The 17,184-nt window shown below is 61.9% G+C and carries 13 protein-coding genes and 2 pseudogenes; 2 read left to right on the forward strand and 13 right to left on the reverse strand.

The window, feature by feature from the left end; genetic code table 11:
• Positions 1 to 338: pseudogene (locus ABR948_RS19435) on the reverse strand (peptidase); the annotation flags it as partial.
• An 814-nt stretch (positions 339 to 1,152) separates the two neighbouring features.
• On the opposite strand from ABR948_RS19435, the gene ABR948_RS19440 reads away from it, so the two are divergent.
• Complete coding sequence (locus tag ABR948_RS19440) at positions 1,153 to 1,986, forward strand: hypothetical protein (protein WP_428120864.1); 834 nt, start codon at positions 1,153 to 1,155, stop codon at positions 1,984 to 1,986.
• Positions 1,987 to 2,174: 188 nt separating this feature from the next.
• Here ABR948_RS19440 and ABR948_RS19445 read toward each other — a convergent pair whose 3' ends face one another.
• From ABR948_RS19445 to ABR948_RS19500, 12 genes and pseudogenes are all read right to left on the reverse strand, one after another.
• Complete coding sequence (locus tag ABR948_RS19445; RefSeq protein ID WP_428120866.1) at positions 2,175 to 2,867, reverse strand: hypothetical protein; 693 nt, start codon at positions 2,865 to 2,867, stop codon at positions 2,175 to 2,177.
• A gap of 350 nt (positions 2,868 to 3,217) precedes the next feature.
• Positions 3,218 to 4,084: a DMT family transporter gene (locus tag ABR948_RS19450; protein WP_428120869.1), complete on the reverse strand. Its 867-nt coding sequence runs from the start codon at positions 4,082 to 4,084 to the stop codon at positions 3,218 to 3,220.
• A gap of 71 nt (positions 4,085 to 4,155) precedes the next feature.
• Positions 4,156 to 4,692, reverse strand: coding sequence for a TetR/AcrR family transcriptional regulator (locus ABR948_RS19455; protein WP_490337846.1), 537 nt, complete (start codon positions 4,690 to 4,692; stop codon positions 4,156 to 4,158).
• 293 nt (positions 4,693 to 4,985) lie between these two features.
• Complete coding sequence (locus tag ABR948_RS19460) at positions 4,986 to 6,941, reverse strand: hybrid sensor histidine kinase/response regulator (protein ID WP_428120873.1); 1,956 nt, start codon at positions 6,939 to 6,941, stop codon at positions 4,986 to 4,988.
• The gene (locus ABR948_RS19465) at positions 6,922 to 7,347 is read right to left on the reverse strand and encodes a response regulator (protein ID WP_428120892.1); all 426 of its coding nucleotides are present in this window, start codon (positions 7,345 to 7,347) and stop codon (positions 6,922 to 6,924) included. The genes ABR948_RS19460 and ABR948_RS19465 overlap by 20 nt, the downstream gene beginning before the upstream one ends.
• A 271-nt stretch (positions 7,348 to 7,618) precedes the next feature.
• On the reverse strand, positions 7,619 to 9,499 hold the full coding sequence (locus ABR948_RS19470; protein WP_428120875.1) for an ABC transporter ATP-binding protein: 1,881 nt from the start codon (positions 9,497 to 9,499) through the stop codon (positions 7,619 to 7,621).
• A 491-nt stretch (positions 9,500 to 9,990) separates the two neighbouring features.
• Positions 9,991 to 10,152 (reverse strand): Flp family type IVb pilin, encoded by a 162-nt coding sequence (locus tag ABR948_RS19475; protein WP_428120877.1) that lies wholly within the window; start codon positions 10,150 to 10,152, stop codon positions 9,991 to 9,993.
• Between the two features lie 304 nt (positions 10,153 to 10,456).
• Positions 10,457 to 11,104, reverse strand: a pseudogene (locus tag ABR948_RS19480) (GntR family transcriptional regulator); the annotation flags it as partial.
• A gap of 55 nt (positions 11,105 to 11,159) precedes the next feature.
• On the reverse strand, positions 11,160 to 12,908 hold the full coding sequence (locus tag ABR948_RS19485; RefSeq protein WP_428120879.1) for an FAD-dependent oxidoreductase: 1,749 nt from the start codon (positions 12,906 to 12,908) through the stop codon (positions 11,160 to 11,162).
• 13 nt (positions 12,909 to 12,921) lie between these two features.
• Positions 12,922 to 14,778, reverse strand: a complete 1,857-nt coding sequence (locus ABR948_RS19490; protein ID WP_428120881.1) for a TRAP transporter large permease — start codon at positions 14,776 to 14,778, stop codon at positions 12,922 to 12,924.
• A 43-nt stretch (positions 14,779 to 14,821) separates the two neighbouring features.
• Positions 14,822 to 15,832: a TRAP transporter substrate-binding protein gene (locus tag ABR948_RS19495; protein WP_428120883.1), complete on the reverse strand. Its 1,011-nt coding sequence runs from the start codon at positions 15,830 to 15,832 to the stop codon at positions 14,822 to 14,824.
• Positions 15,833 to 15,872: 40 nt separating this feature from the next.
• The gene (locus tag ABR948_RS19500) at positions 15,873 to 16,322 is read right to left on the reverse strand and encodes a type II 3-dehydroquinate dehydratase (protein ID WP_428120886.1); all 450 of its coding nucleotides are present in this window, start codon (positions 16,320 to 16,322) and stop codon (positions 15,873 to 15,875) included.
• Between the two features lie 162 nt (positions 16,323 to 16,484).
• Here ABR948_RS19500 and ABR948_RS19505 point away from each other — a divergent pair.
• Positions 16,485 to 17,184: hypothetical protein (locus ABR948_RS19505; RefSeq protein ID WP_428120889.1), on the forward strand; the 700-nt coding region annotated here is incomplete at its 3' end.

The following is a 17,184-nucleotide window of genomic DNA, read 5'->3' on the forward strand; positions in this document are numbered from 1 at the left end:
AAATTGATGTCCTCGGACTTTAGCGCAACGCCCTCGGTGGCGTGCACGGCGCGGATCGCGCGGCCGATGCGCTGCGCGGCCTGGAACATGGTCGGCGCGTTCAGCAGCGTCTCGATCTCGCCGGTGTGCGGGTCTTCCAGTCCCTCAGTCAGGGTCGAGAGCACCGACTGGCTGATGGCGAGATTGCCGGCGCTGGCGATCGCCATGATGCGCTCACCGGGCTTTGAGAAGATGTGCAGCTTGCGAAAGGTCGAGACGTTGTCGAGGCCGGCATTGGTGCGGGTATCCGCGATCATCACCAGCCCGTCCCGCACCAGCACTCCGCAGCAATAGGTCATTCCAAATCCTTGCCCAGTCCCTGAACTCTTTTCGGGTGATTACCGGCGTCAAACTAGTAGCCAATTTCGCCTGACGCGTCCAACCCGATTCGACGGTTTTTCGCGTCATTGCGAGCTAACGGGTCGCGCGAATGAGCGCCGATGACAGGCTCCGCGAAGCAATCCATCGGGCAGCAGGGAAAGTCTGGATGCTTCGCTTCGCTCGCAATGACGCGAGCAATTGAGAGACACGTCCGCCTTCTCGCGGCGCGATGCGCCCGAGCTATGCAAGAAATTTGCCTCCCTCTAATGAAGAGGGCGCAGGGAAAGCCGGGTGCTTGGCGCACCCGCAGCCCCCTGTGCAACAAAAAAGCACAGGGGTAGAAGCCACAGGTTCGCCGGAACACCCGGCCTTCCCTGCGCAATGGTTTTAACGGTTTCCTTCGTGGGTTTTAACGGTTTCCTTCGTGCTCTCCCCAGCGACCGGGCTTTGTTGTCACTGTCATCAGCGGATCGCTCCGCCAACTTGACGCCAGCGTCGGGGCGTCAGGACCACACGACTTCGCCGTCCGCAAGCTTGCGCTCTCGTCAGAAGCGCCGCCCACGTCCACCGCATCCCGCACCCAACGTCCGTGACGACCGCGAAGCGCCCCTCTTGTGAGGCGGGATAGCGAATCAATAAATCTGTTTCTACCAAACGGCGAAACGAAATATTTTTGCAAACAGGGCTGGACAGCACATTCGCCAGACCGCCCGACGGGCAAATCAGTCGGGTCGATCGAAGCGGGAAGGGCCTTCGCCGTTAGTACCCGCGCAAGCGGGCCGTCGTGAACCTTTGCGGCGCGATCCGCGACAAAAAACCACGATCGTCGCGAACGGCGGCGCGTGCCGCGCCGATCGCACGACGCCGATTGAGGTTGCGATGCCGATCGTCAGAATCCTCCTGGTGCTTCTCGCGCTCGCTTCGCCGGCGCTCGCGCAGGACGGCGCGCGCGATGCGGCCGCCGCGCGCGAGGCCGCGCAGGCCTTCCGGGTCTACGTCGAAGGGGTGATGAAAACGGGCGGGCGGCCTGACCTGACCCGACCGGAGGTCGCCGCGCTGCTCGACCGCGTCTTCGATCTTGACGCTTTGGACGCGCTGCCGCCCGCGCAGGGGAGCGATCTTCCCTGGCTGCTCGACTGGATGGAGGCCGCAAACGCGGTCAACAAATTGTTCACCCGCTACGGCTCGAAGCCGGGGCCGCAGCCCGATCTGGCGGCGATCCAGCGCAACATGACCGAGTACGAGGACCAGTACGCGGTGGCGATGAACTTCCTGATCCGCGGCCAGGCGCGCGAGGCGGTTTCGGTCAAGATGTTCTGGGCGGGCCTCGCGCCGGAGCAGCGCACGCGCATACGCGAGGAGGGGCTCGCGGGCGCCCGCAACTCCTCCGCCGAGTTTATCCTGAGCGCCGTCTGCTCGGCGATCATGGGCAGCGGCAAGCCTGACAACGCCCGCCTGGTATTGGCCGCCATCCGCGACACGCGCGAGGTCTGGGCGAGCTATTTCCTGCCGCAGCATCGCTCCCACATCCTCGAACAGCTCGCCGACTATACCAAGCGGGTGCCGGACGAGACGGCGCGAGCGGATCTCGCCGCCTTCGCGGCCGCGCTTCAAGCGGTGAATTGATCTGACGTCTTGCAGCCTGCGTCGGCAACGGCGCCGGATTGTCCGCCGGTGACCGCTTCGGGTCAAAGGCGGTCCTGACGGTCCTGAAATGGGACTTCCGAGATACCCCTATCAACGGACATCGCCAGTCCAGCCCAACTGGTCCGTTCAGTGCCACAAACGCGTGTCCGTTTCAGTCCGACCTCCGATCACGGTTCCGCTCTGCCTTGCTTCGCGACTGCAGCGTCTGCTTCCACAACGGGATCGTTGAAAGTCCAACGGGGAACCGTGCGCATACGATCGAGACCGGCGAAGACGCCTGAAGTAGCAGCGGCGTCCGGCGCGTCCTCTCGCAAGGCGGCCTCGAACTCCCGGCCAAACCCGCGAAAGCTGTCAGCCTCCAGCTCGCACAGGTGAATCTGGTTCCAGTCGATCTTGAGCGCAGGGTCTTGAAAGAGCACCGCCGCCGTCTCCATTGCCCTGAATGTCCCAAACCTTCCTGCCCGGACAAGCTTCGCGGCGGCAGGGCCACAATAGTCCCGCATAACGTCCCGGTACTCACCGAAAAATGCAGGTTCCACCTGGATGAACTCCAGTGATGCCTGCCGGTCCGGCCGATCGGTTGAGCCCTGCCAGTCTCGCGGAAGGATGAAGGACGACGCGGTCGTCAGGAGAATCTCGGCGCGTAGCAAGTCCAACGTCGCCGGTTGTTGCTTGACCACGAGGTCTAGTATTGCATCGCCCGGAACCAAGCTGCGAAAGTAGCTCAGTTCGAGATGGCTCCACACCGGTGCTTCCGAGGCGTTCTGAAAGATAGAGCGGTGCCGATAGAGCGCCTGTCCGAGGCATGTTTCTCCGAAGCGCGCCCAATTGACCGCGCTGTCCTTGAGCGCAGTTTCCATTCCGGGATCGCGTACATGCATCGTCCTGGCGAGCACTACGAGGCGGTCGTCGGTCTCGATCCGGGCCAGGCACGCGCTGCTTATTGGACGGATTGTTGGAGCCAATGGACACCTCACTAAATCAGGGCAGATCTTGCCTTCCGAAGGCTACTATAGACTAAAGACCGCACGCTCGCCTCGTGGTGCTCGCGTGCAACGGCCGACGACCAGGTGATGTCCGAGCCGGGTCAATCGCGTCATCCTGGCCGTGTTGCGCCGACCAATTGAGCCCGCCCCGCAAAGCAGACATTCTCACAGGCAGTCGGCATGTCTCAAAAGTTCCAAACTCGGCAATCGCCATGACGCGACCTTCAAGTCAGATTTGGTCGCGCGATCGGTCTCACTTGCGTCATGGCGACGCCCGAGATGGCGAGTAGCGCCCCGATAGCTAATGTCGGGGTCATGCGGTCGCCGAGGAACAACACGCTCGACATCAGGGCGAAGACCGGAAGCAGCAGGGCGAATGGTGCCACGCGGGCCATGGTGCAGCGGGCGATCAGCCAGAACCAAAGGCCGAACCCGACAATTCCTCCGATGAAAATAGTGTAGGCGAGCGCCATCCAGCCACGTTCGTCCGCCGTGACAAGGGTCGTCAGTTGTCCATGTTCAAGCCACAGCGACATCAACATGACCTGCGGCACCGTCAAAAGTGACGACCACCCCGTCAACATCAGGGGATCAAACGGGCCGTGGCGCTTGGTCAAGACGTTGGCGACCGCGAACGCGAAGGCCGCCCCGACCACCAGCAGGATCGGTAAAGCATTTGCGGACAGGCCCGGCCCGGCGGCCAACACGACCACGCCGCCGAAGGCAAGCAACACACCGGCGGACGTCATCAGCGACGGCCTCTCCGCAAGCAGTGGCCAGGCCAACAGGACGGTGAAGGGCGTCGTGAGTTGATAGGCGACGGCGGACATACTGCCTGAACCGAGCCCCATGCCCACATAGAACAACCCGAAATTCAGTCCACCAAGGAAGATCGAGATGACGGCGATAGGGCCGAACTCTTGACGTGTCGGCCTTCTGACGAAGGGGATGAGCAGCAATGCGATGGCGAGGAAGCGCAGTCCGAGGAAGAAAAGTGGCGGAAACTCCATAACGCCCACTTTGATGGCGACGAACTGATAGCCCCAGAGCAGGGGCACCAGCACCGCGCAGGCGATCTGAATGAAAGACATGGCATACTCCTTTTAAGACCAATCGGTCCAGATATAGGCGCGCCTAACCCGGAATGCGTCCATGGGCTGAGCTACCTGATGAAGCGGTCGAGCAGAGCGTCAACAGTGGCTTGCGACGAGCTTCGCATTGGTCCCGTTTTACCGATCACCCGAAGTCCCTCGACGAAGCAGACCAGTATCCGCGCGGCACTTGCAGGCTCAACACCAGCTGCCAGCTCGCCTGCTGCCTTCGCGCGCGCGAGCGCGCCAGCGGCCTTGGCCTCCATCGCTTTGAAAAAACCGCCGATGCGACCTTCGACATCCGGGTCGTGGCCGGCCAGTTCCATGGCGGTGGCCACCAGCAGGCAGCCGCGCCGGCCACTGGCGCCGCTGGTGCGGTCGACGTAACCGGCAAGGAAGGTCCGCAGGCCATCCACCGGCGCGTGGCGCGGACCGAGTTCGACGTCGATCCGCGCCAGAGCGTCGGCGATATAGCGATCGAGCGCACGCAGGAAGAGCGCGTGCTTGCCCCCGAAAGCGGCATAAAGGCTGCCACGCGAAAGCTTCGTCGCCCGAAGCAGGTCTGGAAGCGCCGTGCCGTGATAGCCGCGTGACCAGAACACACCCATGGCACGCTCGACAGCGGCTTCGGGGTCGAAACTACGGGGCCGGCCACGCGGCAACCGCATTGGGGTTTGGCGTTTCATAACCGTAAATATAGACCGATCGGTCTTGAATTGCAAATGGCAGCCAAATGGCAGCGATGGGTCAGGCAAATCAGTTGGATCGATCGAAGCGGGGAGGGCCTTCGCGGTCGGCAGCCGCGCAAGCCGCGATCACCAAATCCAACGTCCACGCCGTGATCGGACATGGCGCTGATGCGGCGCGATATCCGGGATGTGCTGCCGGAAGCGGAGCTGCGCTATCTATCGCAGCCCGTAACCTTCAGCACCTCCCGCAAACGACCCGCAAGTTCGGCCTTACGGTATGGCTTCGCCAGGATCACCGAGCCGTCGCGAAGCCGGCCGTGCATCGTCAATGTTTCCAATGCATATCCCGACGTCAGCAACACCCTCAGATCCGGCCTTGTCTGTCGCGCGCGATCTGCCAGTTCCCAACCATTGACGCCGCCCGGCATTACAATATCGGTAAAGAGGACGTCGATCTGGATGTCGGTGCCGAGCTTCTGCAAAGCGTCATTGCCGTCAACGGCAGCCGTCACGCGATAGCCCAGGCTTTCCAGGCTCATGATCGCATAAGAGCGAACGAATGGATCGTCCTCGACAACCAGCACGGCTTCTTTGCCGCCGGGAGCGACATCCTGTTTGGCGCGAGGCGGGACCGGCTGACCCGGCGTATGAGTCGAAAGCGCTGGCAAATATATTCTGACCGTGGTGCCAAGGCCGGGTTCACTGTAAATCGAAACGTGGCCGTTGGATTGCTTGACGAAGCCGTAGACCATGCTGAGGCCAAGACCGCTGCCCTTGCCGACCTCTTTGGTCGTGAAGAACGGCTCGAAGACGCGGTCCAATACCGTTTTTTCCATTCCCTCGCCATTGTCCGTGATCGCGATCAGGACATATTCCCCTGGTCGCACTTCCGGATGAACGGTGTGATAATGATCGTCGAGCGATACGTTCCCGGTTGTGATGCTGAGCCGCCCGCCGGCGGCCATGGCGTCCTGTGCATTGAGGGAAAGGTTGAGGATCGCCGATTCGAGTTGGGCAGGATCCGCATAGGCTGACCGAAGATCCAGATCGAAATCAGTCCGAACTTCGATGTCTTCCCGCATCGTTCGTCTCAGCAATTTGTGCATCGAGTCGAGAAGCGTGTTGCAGTCGACCGCGACAGGCCGCAGCGTTTGGCGTCGACTGAACGCCAGCAGGCGCTGGGTCAACTCTGCTCCCCGCTCGCCAGCGAGGCCAATGTCGTCAGCGAGCCGCTTCAGGTCCTCCCGGGGCTTTAGTTGTTCTCCCAAAAACTCGGCATTACCGACGATCACCGTCAGGAGATTGTTGAAGTCGTGGGCGATGCCGCCGGAAAGTTGGCCCACAATTTCCATCTTCTGCGCCTGGACGAGTTGTTCCTCGGTTCGCTTGCGATCGGTCAAATCATGAATGATTCCGACAAATATCGATGCGCCGTCCTGCTTCGCTTCCCCGACCGACAGGTCCATCGGAAAGGTGGAGCCGTCCTTGCGCTGACCAACCACTTCCCGGCCGATGCCGATAATCTTGCGCTCGCCGGTGTCGAGAAAATTGCGGATGTAACGGTCATGTTCCGCACGATATGACCCCGGCATGAGAACTTTTACATTCTCGCCAATAATCTCCTCAGCCTTGTACTTGAACAATCGCTCGCAGGCCGGATTGAACATCATGACGTTGCCACGCGCGTCGATCAGAATCACGCCGTCGACGGCGGTGTCGACCACGGCCCGGAGCCGCGCCGCGCTCTCGCGCAATACCCGTTCGACTCTCTCCCGCTCGGTCAAATCATGAATGATGCCTACGAATATCGACCCTTCGTCTTGCTTCGCCTCGCCGACCGACAGGTCCATCGGAAAGGTTGAACCATCCTTGCGCTGGCCCACGACCTCTCTGCCGATCCCTATGATCTTTCGCTCTCCGGTCCGATGGAAATTACCGATATAGCTGTCGTGCTCGTCGCGATAACGCCGCGGCATCAGCATTTTGACGTTCTGCCCAATGACCTCCCTTGCCTGATATTTGAATAGCCTTTCGCAGGCGGGGTTGAACATCAGCACGATGCCGCGCGTGTCGATGAGAATGACACCGTCGACCGCGGTCTCAACAACGGCTCGTAGCCATGCGGCTTCCGTGCTGCTTGGCTTGGGATCAAGATCGCCGGTTTGCACCTGAAAGCCTTCCTCCGCGGATCGCGACTTCCGCCAGACATGAGTGGATCGCGCCAAGCAGTGTCGCCGGGGCAAACGGTTTGCGCAGGCAACGTGCCGCCCCCAGCTCAAGCGCCATGCTCAGGAAATCGGGGGCCGGCGTTCGCTGCTCGGCAAACACGTATCCGGAGATGGCGATCAGTGGAACCGTCGGCGCATGCCGATGAAAGACCCGGATCGATTCAAAGCCGCGCATGTGCGGCATGAAGATATCGATAATCATGAGGTCGAATGTCGACCCATCGAGAGCGTTTAGCCCCGCCTCAGCGCCGTCGGCTGTGACGATTTCAAAGCCTCGATCTTCGAGCCACGCGCGGATTGCATTTGCGACCAACGGGTCATCGTCGACAACGAGAATGCGTGTCATCATGGGAACTCGATGTTGAAATTTGCATTTCCAACAAACCCATCGAACTCACCCAGACGCATTCTTCGAACGCAGGGCACCGCTTTTGAACGCGAATCACCCGCATAGATTGCATCTCGCCAATTCACAAATCCATTAAAATGTCCGCTATCCGACTTGGGTTATACGCATCGGACAGTGATTAGTGCGCAAAACCGAGACAGTAACGCTGACGTTGACCGTTTAATTTCCCGGCGCCCTTATTCGTTGACCTGAGCAAAATTGGCCACGTTCACCCCGCCGCCTGCATGTCGTCGGCGTCGATGAAACCGCCGGACTGCCGCTGCCACAGTGCCGCGTAGTGCCCGTTGCGGCGCAGCAGTTCATCGTGCGTGCCCTGCTCAGCGATGCGGCCGCGATCGAGCACGACCAGCCGGTCCATGCGGGCGATGGTCGACAGCCGATGCGCGATGGCGATCACGGTCTTGCCGGCCATTAGCGTGCCGAGGCTCGATTGGATCGCGGCCTCGACCTCGCTGTCGAGCGCCGAGGTCGCCTCGTCGAGCACCAGGATCGGCGCGTTGCGCAGGATCACGCGCGCGATGGCGATGCGCTGGCGCTGGCCGCCGGAGAGCTTGACGCCGCGTTCGCCGACCTGGGCGTCGTAGCCGCGGCGCTCCTTCCAGTCGACCAGATCGAGGATGAATTCGTCGGCATGGGCGAGCCGGGCGGCGGCGATCACCTCGGCGTCGCTGCTGTCCGGGCGGCCATAGCGGATATTGTCGCGGATCGAGCGATGCAGCAGCGAGGTGTCCTGGGTGACCACCGCGATCTGCGCGCGCAGGCTCTCCTGGGTCACCGCGGCGATGTCCTGCCCGTCGATCAGGATGCGGCCGCCTTCGAGGTCGAAGAACCGCAACAGCAGATTGACGACGGTCGACTTGCCGGCGCCCGAGCGTCCGATCAGGCCGATCTTCTCGCCCGGCCGCACCGTCAACGAGAGGCCTTCGAGCACGGCGTGAGGGAGCGGCCGGCCTTCTTCGCGGGCTGCTATCGTCCGGCCGTAGTGGAAGCGCACATCCTCGAACGCGATCTCGCCCCGCGTGACCACGAGCGCTTGCGCCTGCGGCCGATCGGTCAGCGTGATCGGTCGCGCGATGGTCATCATGCCTTCCTGCACCACGCCGATATTCTCGAAGATGGCGGTCACCTGCCAGGCCACCCAGCCGGAAATGTTGACGATCTGCCAGGCCAGCGGCAGCGCCATCGCCACCGTGCCGACCGAAACCTGCCCGCGCGTCCACAACAGCAGCGCCAGTGCGCCGGTGCCGGTCACCATCAGGGCATTGAGCGACGACAATGCGAGCCCGAGCAGCGTGTTGAGGCGCAGCGACGCATGGAACTTGCCGGTGTGCTCGTCGATCGCCTCGCGCACATAGGCGTCCTCCTGCCAGGGACGCGCGAACAGCTTGACGGTGAGGATATTGGTGTAGCTGTCGACGATCCGGCCGGTGACCAGCGAACGGACCTCCGACATCTCCTTGGAACGGTCGCGCATGCGCGGCACGAAAACGCGCAACAGCACCAGATAGCCGACAAACCACAGCGCGATCGGCAACGCCAGCCAGCGGTCGGCGCTGGCCAGCAACAACAATGCGCTGGTGCCGTAGACCAGGATGTACCAGACAGCGGTCAACAGCGACACCAGGGTCTCGCGGATCGCCGGTCCGGTCTGCATCACCCGGTTGGCGATACGGCCGGCGAAGTCGTTCTGGAAGAAGCTCCACGATTGGCGCACCACATGCCAATGGCTCTGCCAGCGAACGAGGTTGCCGACATTGGCGGCGATCGCCTGGTTGGCCACGATGTTCTGCAGGGTCAGCACCGCCGGGCGCAGCACCAACAGCACCACCGCCATCGTCAGCAACAGCGGCCAGAATGTCGCGAACAGGCTCTCCGGCGGGCTTGCGGTGATCAAGCTGACGATGCGTCCGATAAAGACCGGGATCAGCGAATCCAGCAGCGCCACCGCGAAGCCGGCGGCGAACAGGCCGGCGAACAGGCCTTTGGCCTGGCGGGCGTAGTGCCAATAGAACGCCACCAGTCCGGGCGGCGGCTCGGGATCTGTCGGCGTGGCGGTCGGCTTCAGCCGCCGTTCGAACAAGGCAAACATGGCGTGCTCACAAGAAAAGAAAATGTGCCGCGTTCGGCGAGGCATGGCGCCGCCGTGCAGCACAACCAATCAGGCTAAAAGGACGCGGGTCTCTACAACAGGTTCAATCGCGCGTCTCCCCGCAGAGACGACGCTGCGTCGAAACACGAAGGTCTGACCGGAGTTGGTATGCGCATGGTCGGCTCCTTCGTTTTGTGATCCGCGGCCACTGGATTTCCGCGGCCGCGACCCCGTGCTCGCCGAGGTCGGCCATCCCGTCCGTCACAGCTACCTGTAATGCTACGTACCGTAGCATAAAAACCGGAGCGGTCAAGCGAAGCGGGGGGATTCGATGGGTGGTGCGCGCCCCGAGCGCCGGCAAAAAGCGCGACAGCCATCAGGCCTGCCCTGGACTTCATCGGCAGGAATCGAAACGCAACATCCAATGGCGGCAGGGTGAAATCGGCTGGCGGCCGGCTCGAATGCCGGGTCGTGCCACCGACCGGGCTGGCCTATTTCAATCCAGTACTGATCGAAGTGAACTTGGTATTGAGCTTGGAGCCCAGCCCGTTCACGGCGGCGATAATGGCGAGCGCGATTCCCGCTGCTATCAGGCCATACTCGATGGCGGTCGCGCCGGTCTCGTCAGCTAAAAAGTCTCTGAGCGTTCTCATGGCATCTATAAGCCGCGGAAGACATTAAGCCCGGTATAATTCGATGTTCGAAAGTTGCTCCTATCGGGAACCTGTTTGTCGCAGGGTCTCGGGGGCAGGTCGAGCGCTGGCGAAGCAATCCATAGTCGGTACTTGCGGATACGAAGCCTGGATTGTTCCGTCGCTAACGCTCCTTGCGCAAACGCTTCGCGTTTGTCGCAGGCAATGACGCCAAATCGAGACGTGCGTCCGCCTTCCCGCGGCGCTTCGCAGTCGATTGCTGCCTTTCGGTGGAACTTCCGAAAAGGCCTGTGCTGTCTTCCTTCAGTGCGTGTTCGACGCATCCACGGATATGCGAGACCATAATCGATTGCGCGCGCTTCCAGTCGCGGGCAAGCGCGGTTTCCAGCAGTGCCTGATGCTCACGGGCTGCGATCTCCCCGCGGAATACGACCGCGATCATCTGATAGCGGAGATAGCGATCGTAGGCCGCGGCGTGCGCGGCGAGAAGCACGTCGGACCCACAGGCCGAGATCAGGGAATGGTGGAAGTCCCAGTCGCACTGCTTCCATAATTCCTGGCCCTGCCGCTGTCCTGCCAGCATGCGTTTTTCCATGACGCCCAGCTTATGGTGGGCCGAAACCACCCGGCCTTCCCAATCGAGATCGCCTGCGCAAAAGGACTGCTCAAGCGCGTGGTTTTCGAGCAACAGGCGCAATTCGGCGACCTGCCTGAAGTCGGCGGCCGACACCGGCGCGACCTCGAAGCCGCGCTGACCTTCGGCCACAATCAGGCCCTCCGCGCACATCCGGTTCAAGAGCTCGCGCAGCGTCGGGATGGAAGTGCCGTAACTCTCGCCGACGCGCTCGAGCCTCAGCTTCTGACCCGGAGCCAGAACGCCGAAAATGATGTCGGAGCGTATGCGGCGATACGCCGATTCTCCGACTGTCTCTGTGGTCTGGCTCTTCGTCAGCACGTTTGGCCTCTCATTGGTACCGATTTAACACGTTTGAACCCTCACGCACGGCTCAATCTGTTGGCGTTGCGTAGTTGTCCAAAACCCCCGCGGCATCCATGGCCGCCCGCCAGGCGAAGACCATGGCAGGTCCGATCATCGTGCCGGGTCCGGGATATGTTCCCTTGAAGATCGAGGCGGCATCGGCCCCGGTCGCATACAATCCCTTGAGCAGCTCACCATTCGATTGCAGGACGCGAGCGCGGGAATCTGTATGCAGGCCCACACTGCTCGCCAGGTCCGATGGCCAGACCGCGACCGCATAATAGGGGCCGGGCCCGATTTTCCGCAGGCATGGATTGGGCTTGTTCGTCGGATCGCCGTTGAAGCGGTTGAGCTCGCTGGTTCCGCGGCCGAACTCTTCGTCGATCCCGGTTTCCGCATAGCCGTTATAGCGCTCCATCGTTTGCGACAATGTTTCGCCGTCCGCCCCAATCTTCGCGGCCAGGTCCGCGATCGTCTCGCCCTCGAACAAATAGCCGGCGTCGACGAAACGACGCAGGTCGCGTGTACCCGGATGAACGAGACCAATACCGAAATCGGAGATGAAGCTGCGATCGCAGATCAGATAGGACGGCACGTTGGCCGGCGCGCCATTCGCGCGGAGCATTGCCTGGACGAAGTCGTGATACGAACTGGCCTCGTTGACGAACCGCCGGCCGTTGCTGCCGACGGCCAGCAGTCCCGGCTTGGCGCGATCCAGCATGATGTGCGGGAACACCGAGAGATGGCCGTCGAGCTGCTTCATCACCGAACTTGGCATCCATAGTGCCGGGCTATGCAATTTGCTATCGATCTGTCCGCAGACGCGCTCGCCGGCGAGGATGCCGTCGCCGGTATTGGTGTCGCAGGTGAGTGAGTAGCGACGGGTGTTCTCGGGCAGAAACCGTTCGCGAAGCTCCTCGCTCCGGCCGATCCCGCCGGTCGCGAGCAAGATGCCTTTCCCGGCACGCAGCGCAAGCGCGCCTGTCGGCGTGGTCAGAACGGCACCCACGATCTCGTCGCCGGCCTTGACCAGTTCCTTCAAGGCAGTGCCGTATCTGATATCGACGGCCAGTCTTCGAAGGTCGTATAGCAACCGTGCTACCAGCGCGTTGCCCATGGTCAGGCGCGTCCCGCGCTTGAAGGTGAGCCGATCCCGCGCCTGCCGCGCCAGCAGGCTGAACGCGTGTTTGAAGTTGCCCCACGAACTGAACGGCTCGAGTAAAGCCGGAATATCGTTCTTGCCGACCATCATGCCGCCGAGCACCATGAACTCACGGCGGGGTGGTCGAACGCGGTCGAAATCGTTGCCGAGCCTTCGTCCGTCGAACGGGAGGACGCCAAGCGCGCGTCCGCCGATCGCCGCACCCGGCAGATCCCGGTAGTCCGGATGGATGGGTGGGGGCACAAAGACGACGCTGGTGCGCCGTTCGAGATAATCGAGGACGGTCGGCCCCGAGGCCAAATAGGCCGACAGCCGTTCGTCCGATGCGTCATCGCCCAACACGCCGGCAAGGTAGTTCCTGGCCGCAGTGATCGAATCGGGTACGCCGGCAGCTTCACTTTGGTGGCTGCCGGGAATCCAGACCGTGCCGGCGGACGTTGCCGTCGTCCCGCCGACCATGTCGGATTTTTCGCAGACCACGACTCGTAATCCTTCCAGCGCACCGACGAGAGCGGCCGTCATTCCAGCCGCGCCGGCGCCGACGATCAGGAGGTCGGTCTCGCCGTCCCAGTTGCGATCGCCGGATGAGGGTGTGGGACTCGCTCGATTTGCCATCGCGACGGACGCTTTACAGAAACCCGATAGAAATCCAGGGCACAAATGCCACCAGCAAAAGCCCTATCACCAGCGCCAGCATGTAACCCGCGATCGGCTTCAGCCCTTCGTCCGGGTGCACTCGGCTGATCGCGCAGGCCGCATAGTAGCCGACGCCAAACGGCGGCGCGAACAGGCCGACGCCCATCGCCAGGATGATGACCATCGCATAGTGAACCTCATGCACGCCGACCTGTTTCGCGATCGGAAACAGAAGCGGGCCGAACAGCACGATCGCCGGGATTCCTTCGAGCACGCTGCCGAGAACGATGAAGGCGGCCATCGACACCAGCAGGAAGGTCGGCACCCCACCGGGAAGTCCCGTCATGGCCCTGGCGAGATCGCGCGAGAAGCCGGACTGGGTCAGCGACCAGGCCATGCTGGTCGCGGCGCCGATGATGAGCAGGATCGCGCCCGAAAGGGCCGCGGTCTCGACCAGCATCGGGTAGATGCGCTTCCAGTCAAATGTCCGGTAGATCAGGAGGCCGGCGAGTACCGCGTAAGCGATGCCGATGGTGGACACCTCCGTTGCGGTCGCTACGCCCTCGATGACCGCGGCCCTGATCACGAACGGCAGCGCGATCGCGGGCAGGGCGACGACCAATGCGCGGCCGATCTCGCCGACAGAAGCCCGTGTCTCCTGCGGCAGGACTTCGCTGCGATTTCGGCGCCAGACAACCACGCACAGGATCGCGCCGACCACCACGCCAGGCAGCAAACCGCCGGTGAAGAGGGCTGCGATCGAGACGCCGGTGACGGAGCCGACCGTGATCAGAACCAGGCTCGGCGGGATTGTCTCGGTCTGCGCGCCGGTCGCAGCCAGCAAGGCGACTAGTTCGCCGGGCTTAGAACCTCTCGCTCTCATCTCGGGAAAGAGCGCCGGCGCGATCGCGGCCATATCCGCCGCCTTCGAACCGGAGATGCCGGAGACGAGGTACATCGCGCCAATCAGCACATAGGAAAGACCGCCGCGCACATGGGCAAGGAGGCTCGCCAGAAAGTTGACCATCGCCCGCGCCATGCCGGTCATCCCGATCAAAAGCCCGAGGAAGACGAACAGAGGCACCGACAGCAGGATCAGATGCGACATTCCTTCCTCGATCCGTCCCACCACGACCACGATTGGAGTCTCGGTGGTGAGGGCCTGATATCCGAACGTGGCGAGGCCGAAGGCGAATGCGATCGGCAGGCCGGCGCAGACGAGGCAAGCCACGATGCCGACGAAAAAGATCAAGAGATTGAGGTTGCCGAGATCTTCCAGCATGGGCTGCAACAGGTAAAGGCCACCGGCGACGAGCGCGCTGGCCCCGACGGCGCCGACGACGTGGCGCCAGTTCCCGGCCTCGATCAGCCTGATCAAGCCAATCGCGATCATGATCGCGAAGCCGACCGGCAGTGCCGCGGCGCGCCAGGCGTCCGAAATCTGCATCGCCGGCGTTGTGACCGCGACCTCATCGGTTGCGAATTCGTAAGCCGAAGGAAGGATGAGCAGCAGAAACGTCAGGGCCGCGACCGTCGCGAGGACTTCGAGCGCCCGGCGCGCGGGAGGCGAAAGCATCCCGACTACCGCCGTCATGCGCATGTGCTCGGCGCGATGCAGGGCGACGGCGGAACCCAGCATCGCCAGCCAGAGGAACAGCGTCGATGCCAGTTCGTCCGTCCAGATGATCGGATGATGGAACACGTAGCGGGAAACCACGCCACCGAGCAGCACCAGAATTTCGAGAAGAACGAGTGCTGCGGTAGGCACTCCGATCAGCACTCCGATGGTCCGGTCCAGTTTGCGCAGCAGGCCTTTCGACGGTGTCGCGATCAGATTTTCGGTTTCCATCCGACCGCTCCTCGATTCGACGGCTAGTGTTGTCACAACCGGGTCAGGCCAGCTTGCCGGAATACTTCTCCAGGACTACCCAGGCATCGTCGCCGTATTTCTGTTTCCAGTCCGTATAGAAGCCAGCCCTGGTCAATGCCTGCCGGAATTGTGCCTTGTCCGGACGATTGAAGACGAGCCCCTTGGCCTTGAGGCTTCCTTCGAGGTCGATATTGAGGCGCTCGGTCTCGGTCCGCTGATTCATCGTCGCCGCCTCGAGCGATGTTGTGATGAGCGCCAAATCTTCCCGGGCCAGTGACTTGATCCGCTTGCCGTTGGCGATAATCCATAGACCGTCCCACATGTGTTCGGTGATGGAGCAATACTTCTGTACCTCGAAGTATTTACCGGATTCGATGATGGTAAGCGGATTCTCCTGTCCATCGACGATCTTCGTCTGCAATGCCGAATAAAGCTCGTTGATGGTGATCGAGGTCGGCGACGAGCCAAGCGCCGCGAACAGTGAAACCCAGACCGGGCTCGGCGGCACGCGCATCTTCATGCCCTTGAGATCCTCGACCGAATTGATGGGCCGGTTGCTGGTCGTGATGTTGCGATAGCCGCTATCGAGAATCCTGGGAAAGGCGTAGATGCCCACCTTGTCCAGGCCGTCGCGGATGCTGGCGCCGAGGTCGCCGTCCATCGCCTGCCACACATGCGCGTAGTCGCTGAACGCGAACGCCATCCCGCTGATGCCGGCGATCGGCGAGACGACCTGCATCGAGATGCCGGAAGCCGTCATCATGTCGAGCGCGCCCGAGCGCACCTGCGTCAGCATCGCTGCGTCCGAGCCGAGTTGCGCGCTCGGGAAGAACTGGATGTCGATCCGACCATCTGATTGCCGTCGGATGTCCGCGCAAGCTTCTTCCATGGCTTTCGAGGACGGATGGCTGTCGGCAAACTGACCGCCGACCTTCAGGCTGACCTTCTTGCCCTGTGCGACCGAAGGCGCCGCCCAGAGCGCTGCTGCCGATCCGATCGCGGTCGCGCCGAATTGACGTCTGCTGAGAGCCATCTGCTCCTCCCGGGTTGGAATTTTTTAGGTTGATGCGCGATCAGGCCTTGCCGGCCTTCGCGAGATCGGCGAGGGCGTCGATGGCCAGCACGTAGCCGGTGGCGCCAAGGCCCGCGATCACGCCGGTGACGCCGTGGGACATCAGCGACTTCTGATACATCGGCTCACGCTTGTGGATGTTGGTGATGTGAACCTCGACCTTCGGTCCGTCGAACATCTTCAAGGCGTCGAGCAGCGCGATCGAATGGAACGAAAATCCCGCGGGGTTGATGGCAACGCCGAGCTTGGTGCCACGCGCCTCGTGCAGCCAGTCGATCAGGGTTGCTTCCGAATTGGACTGCCGGAAGTCAACCTCGAGCCCGTGCTTCTCTCCCCGCTCTATGCACCGCTTCTTGATGTCGTCTAGCGTGTCGCGTCCGTAGATCTCGGGTTCGCGGACGCCGAGCAGGTTCAAGTTGGGTCCGTTGAGGACCAGGATCGTTCCGGTCATCCAAATCTCCTCCAGTCGCCGTTTGGTCGCGCTTTCGAATGACGTGGATATGATCGTAAGGTAAAATGAAAATCAACTGGTGTTTTATAATTCACTAGGTAATAATTGATGGGTAGCCGACTTGCGGCGGACCAATAAGCCGGTCCTCTTGGAGGTGCAGAAATGCCGTTGTTGGGTGAAGCCGCCGTCGCTATGTGGTGGAACGTCGCGCCCGAGCAACGTTCGGAGTTCGGCGATTGGCATTCGCACGAACATTTTCCGGAGCGGATGAGCATTCCCGGCTTTCGGCGGGGATCGCGGTGGACGAGCACGCGCGATGCCGAAGGCTTCTTCGTTCTCTACGAACTGGAGCAGTACGAAACCCTCACCTCGAAGGGATATCTCGACCGACTGAATGCCCCGACGCCGTGGTCGACCAAGATGATGCCGCATCATCGCAACATGGTCCGCAGCCAGTGCCGGGTCGCCGCCAGCTTCGGGGGCGGAGTGGCGGCCTCGCTCGCAACGATCAGTCTTTCTCCCGCAGATGGAAAAGAAGCGGAGCTGAAGACGGCATTGGTCGCAGCGCTCCACGAACTCGCGTCGAAGCCGGGACTGACCGGTGCCCACCTGTTGATAACCGACACGCCGAAAATGAGAACCCGCACAACGGAGCAGCAAATCCGCGGATCGGACGCGGTTGCCGACTGGGTCATTCTGTTGTCGGGGTACGAACCCGAAGTGGTGGACAGCGCGGCTGCGGACCGGTTCTCTTCTACCGCGCTCAATCTTCTGGGTGCGCGGGAAAAGTCAATCATGGGTCGCTATAAACTCTCTTTTGCAATGACTCCCCTTGACCTCATGCAAACGCCGACGGGCGCCT

This window comes from Bradyrhizobium sp. (genome assembly GCF_050014615.1).
GTDB lineage: Bacteria > Pseudomonadota > Alphaproteobacteria > Rhizobiales > Xanthobacteraceae > Bradyrhizobium.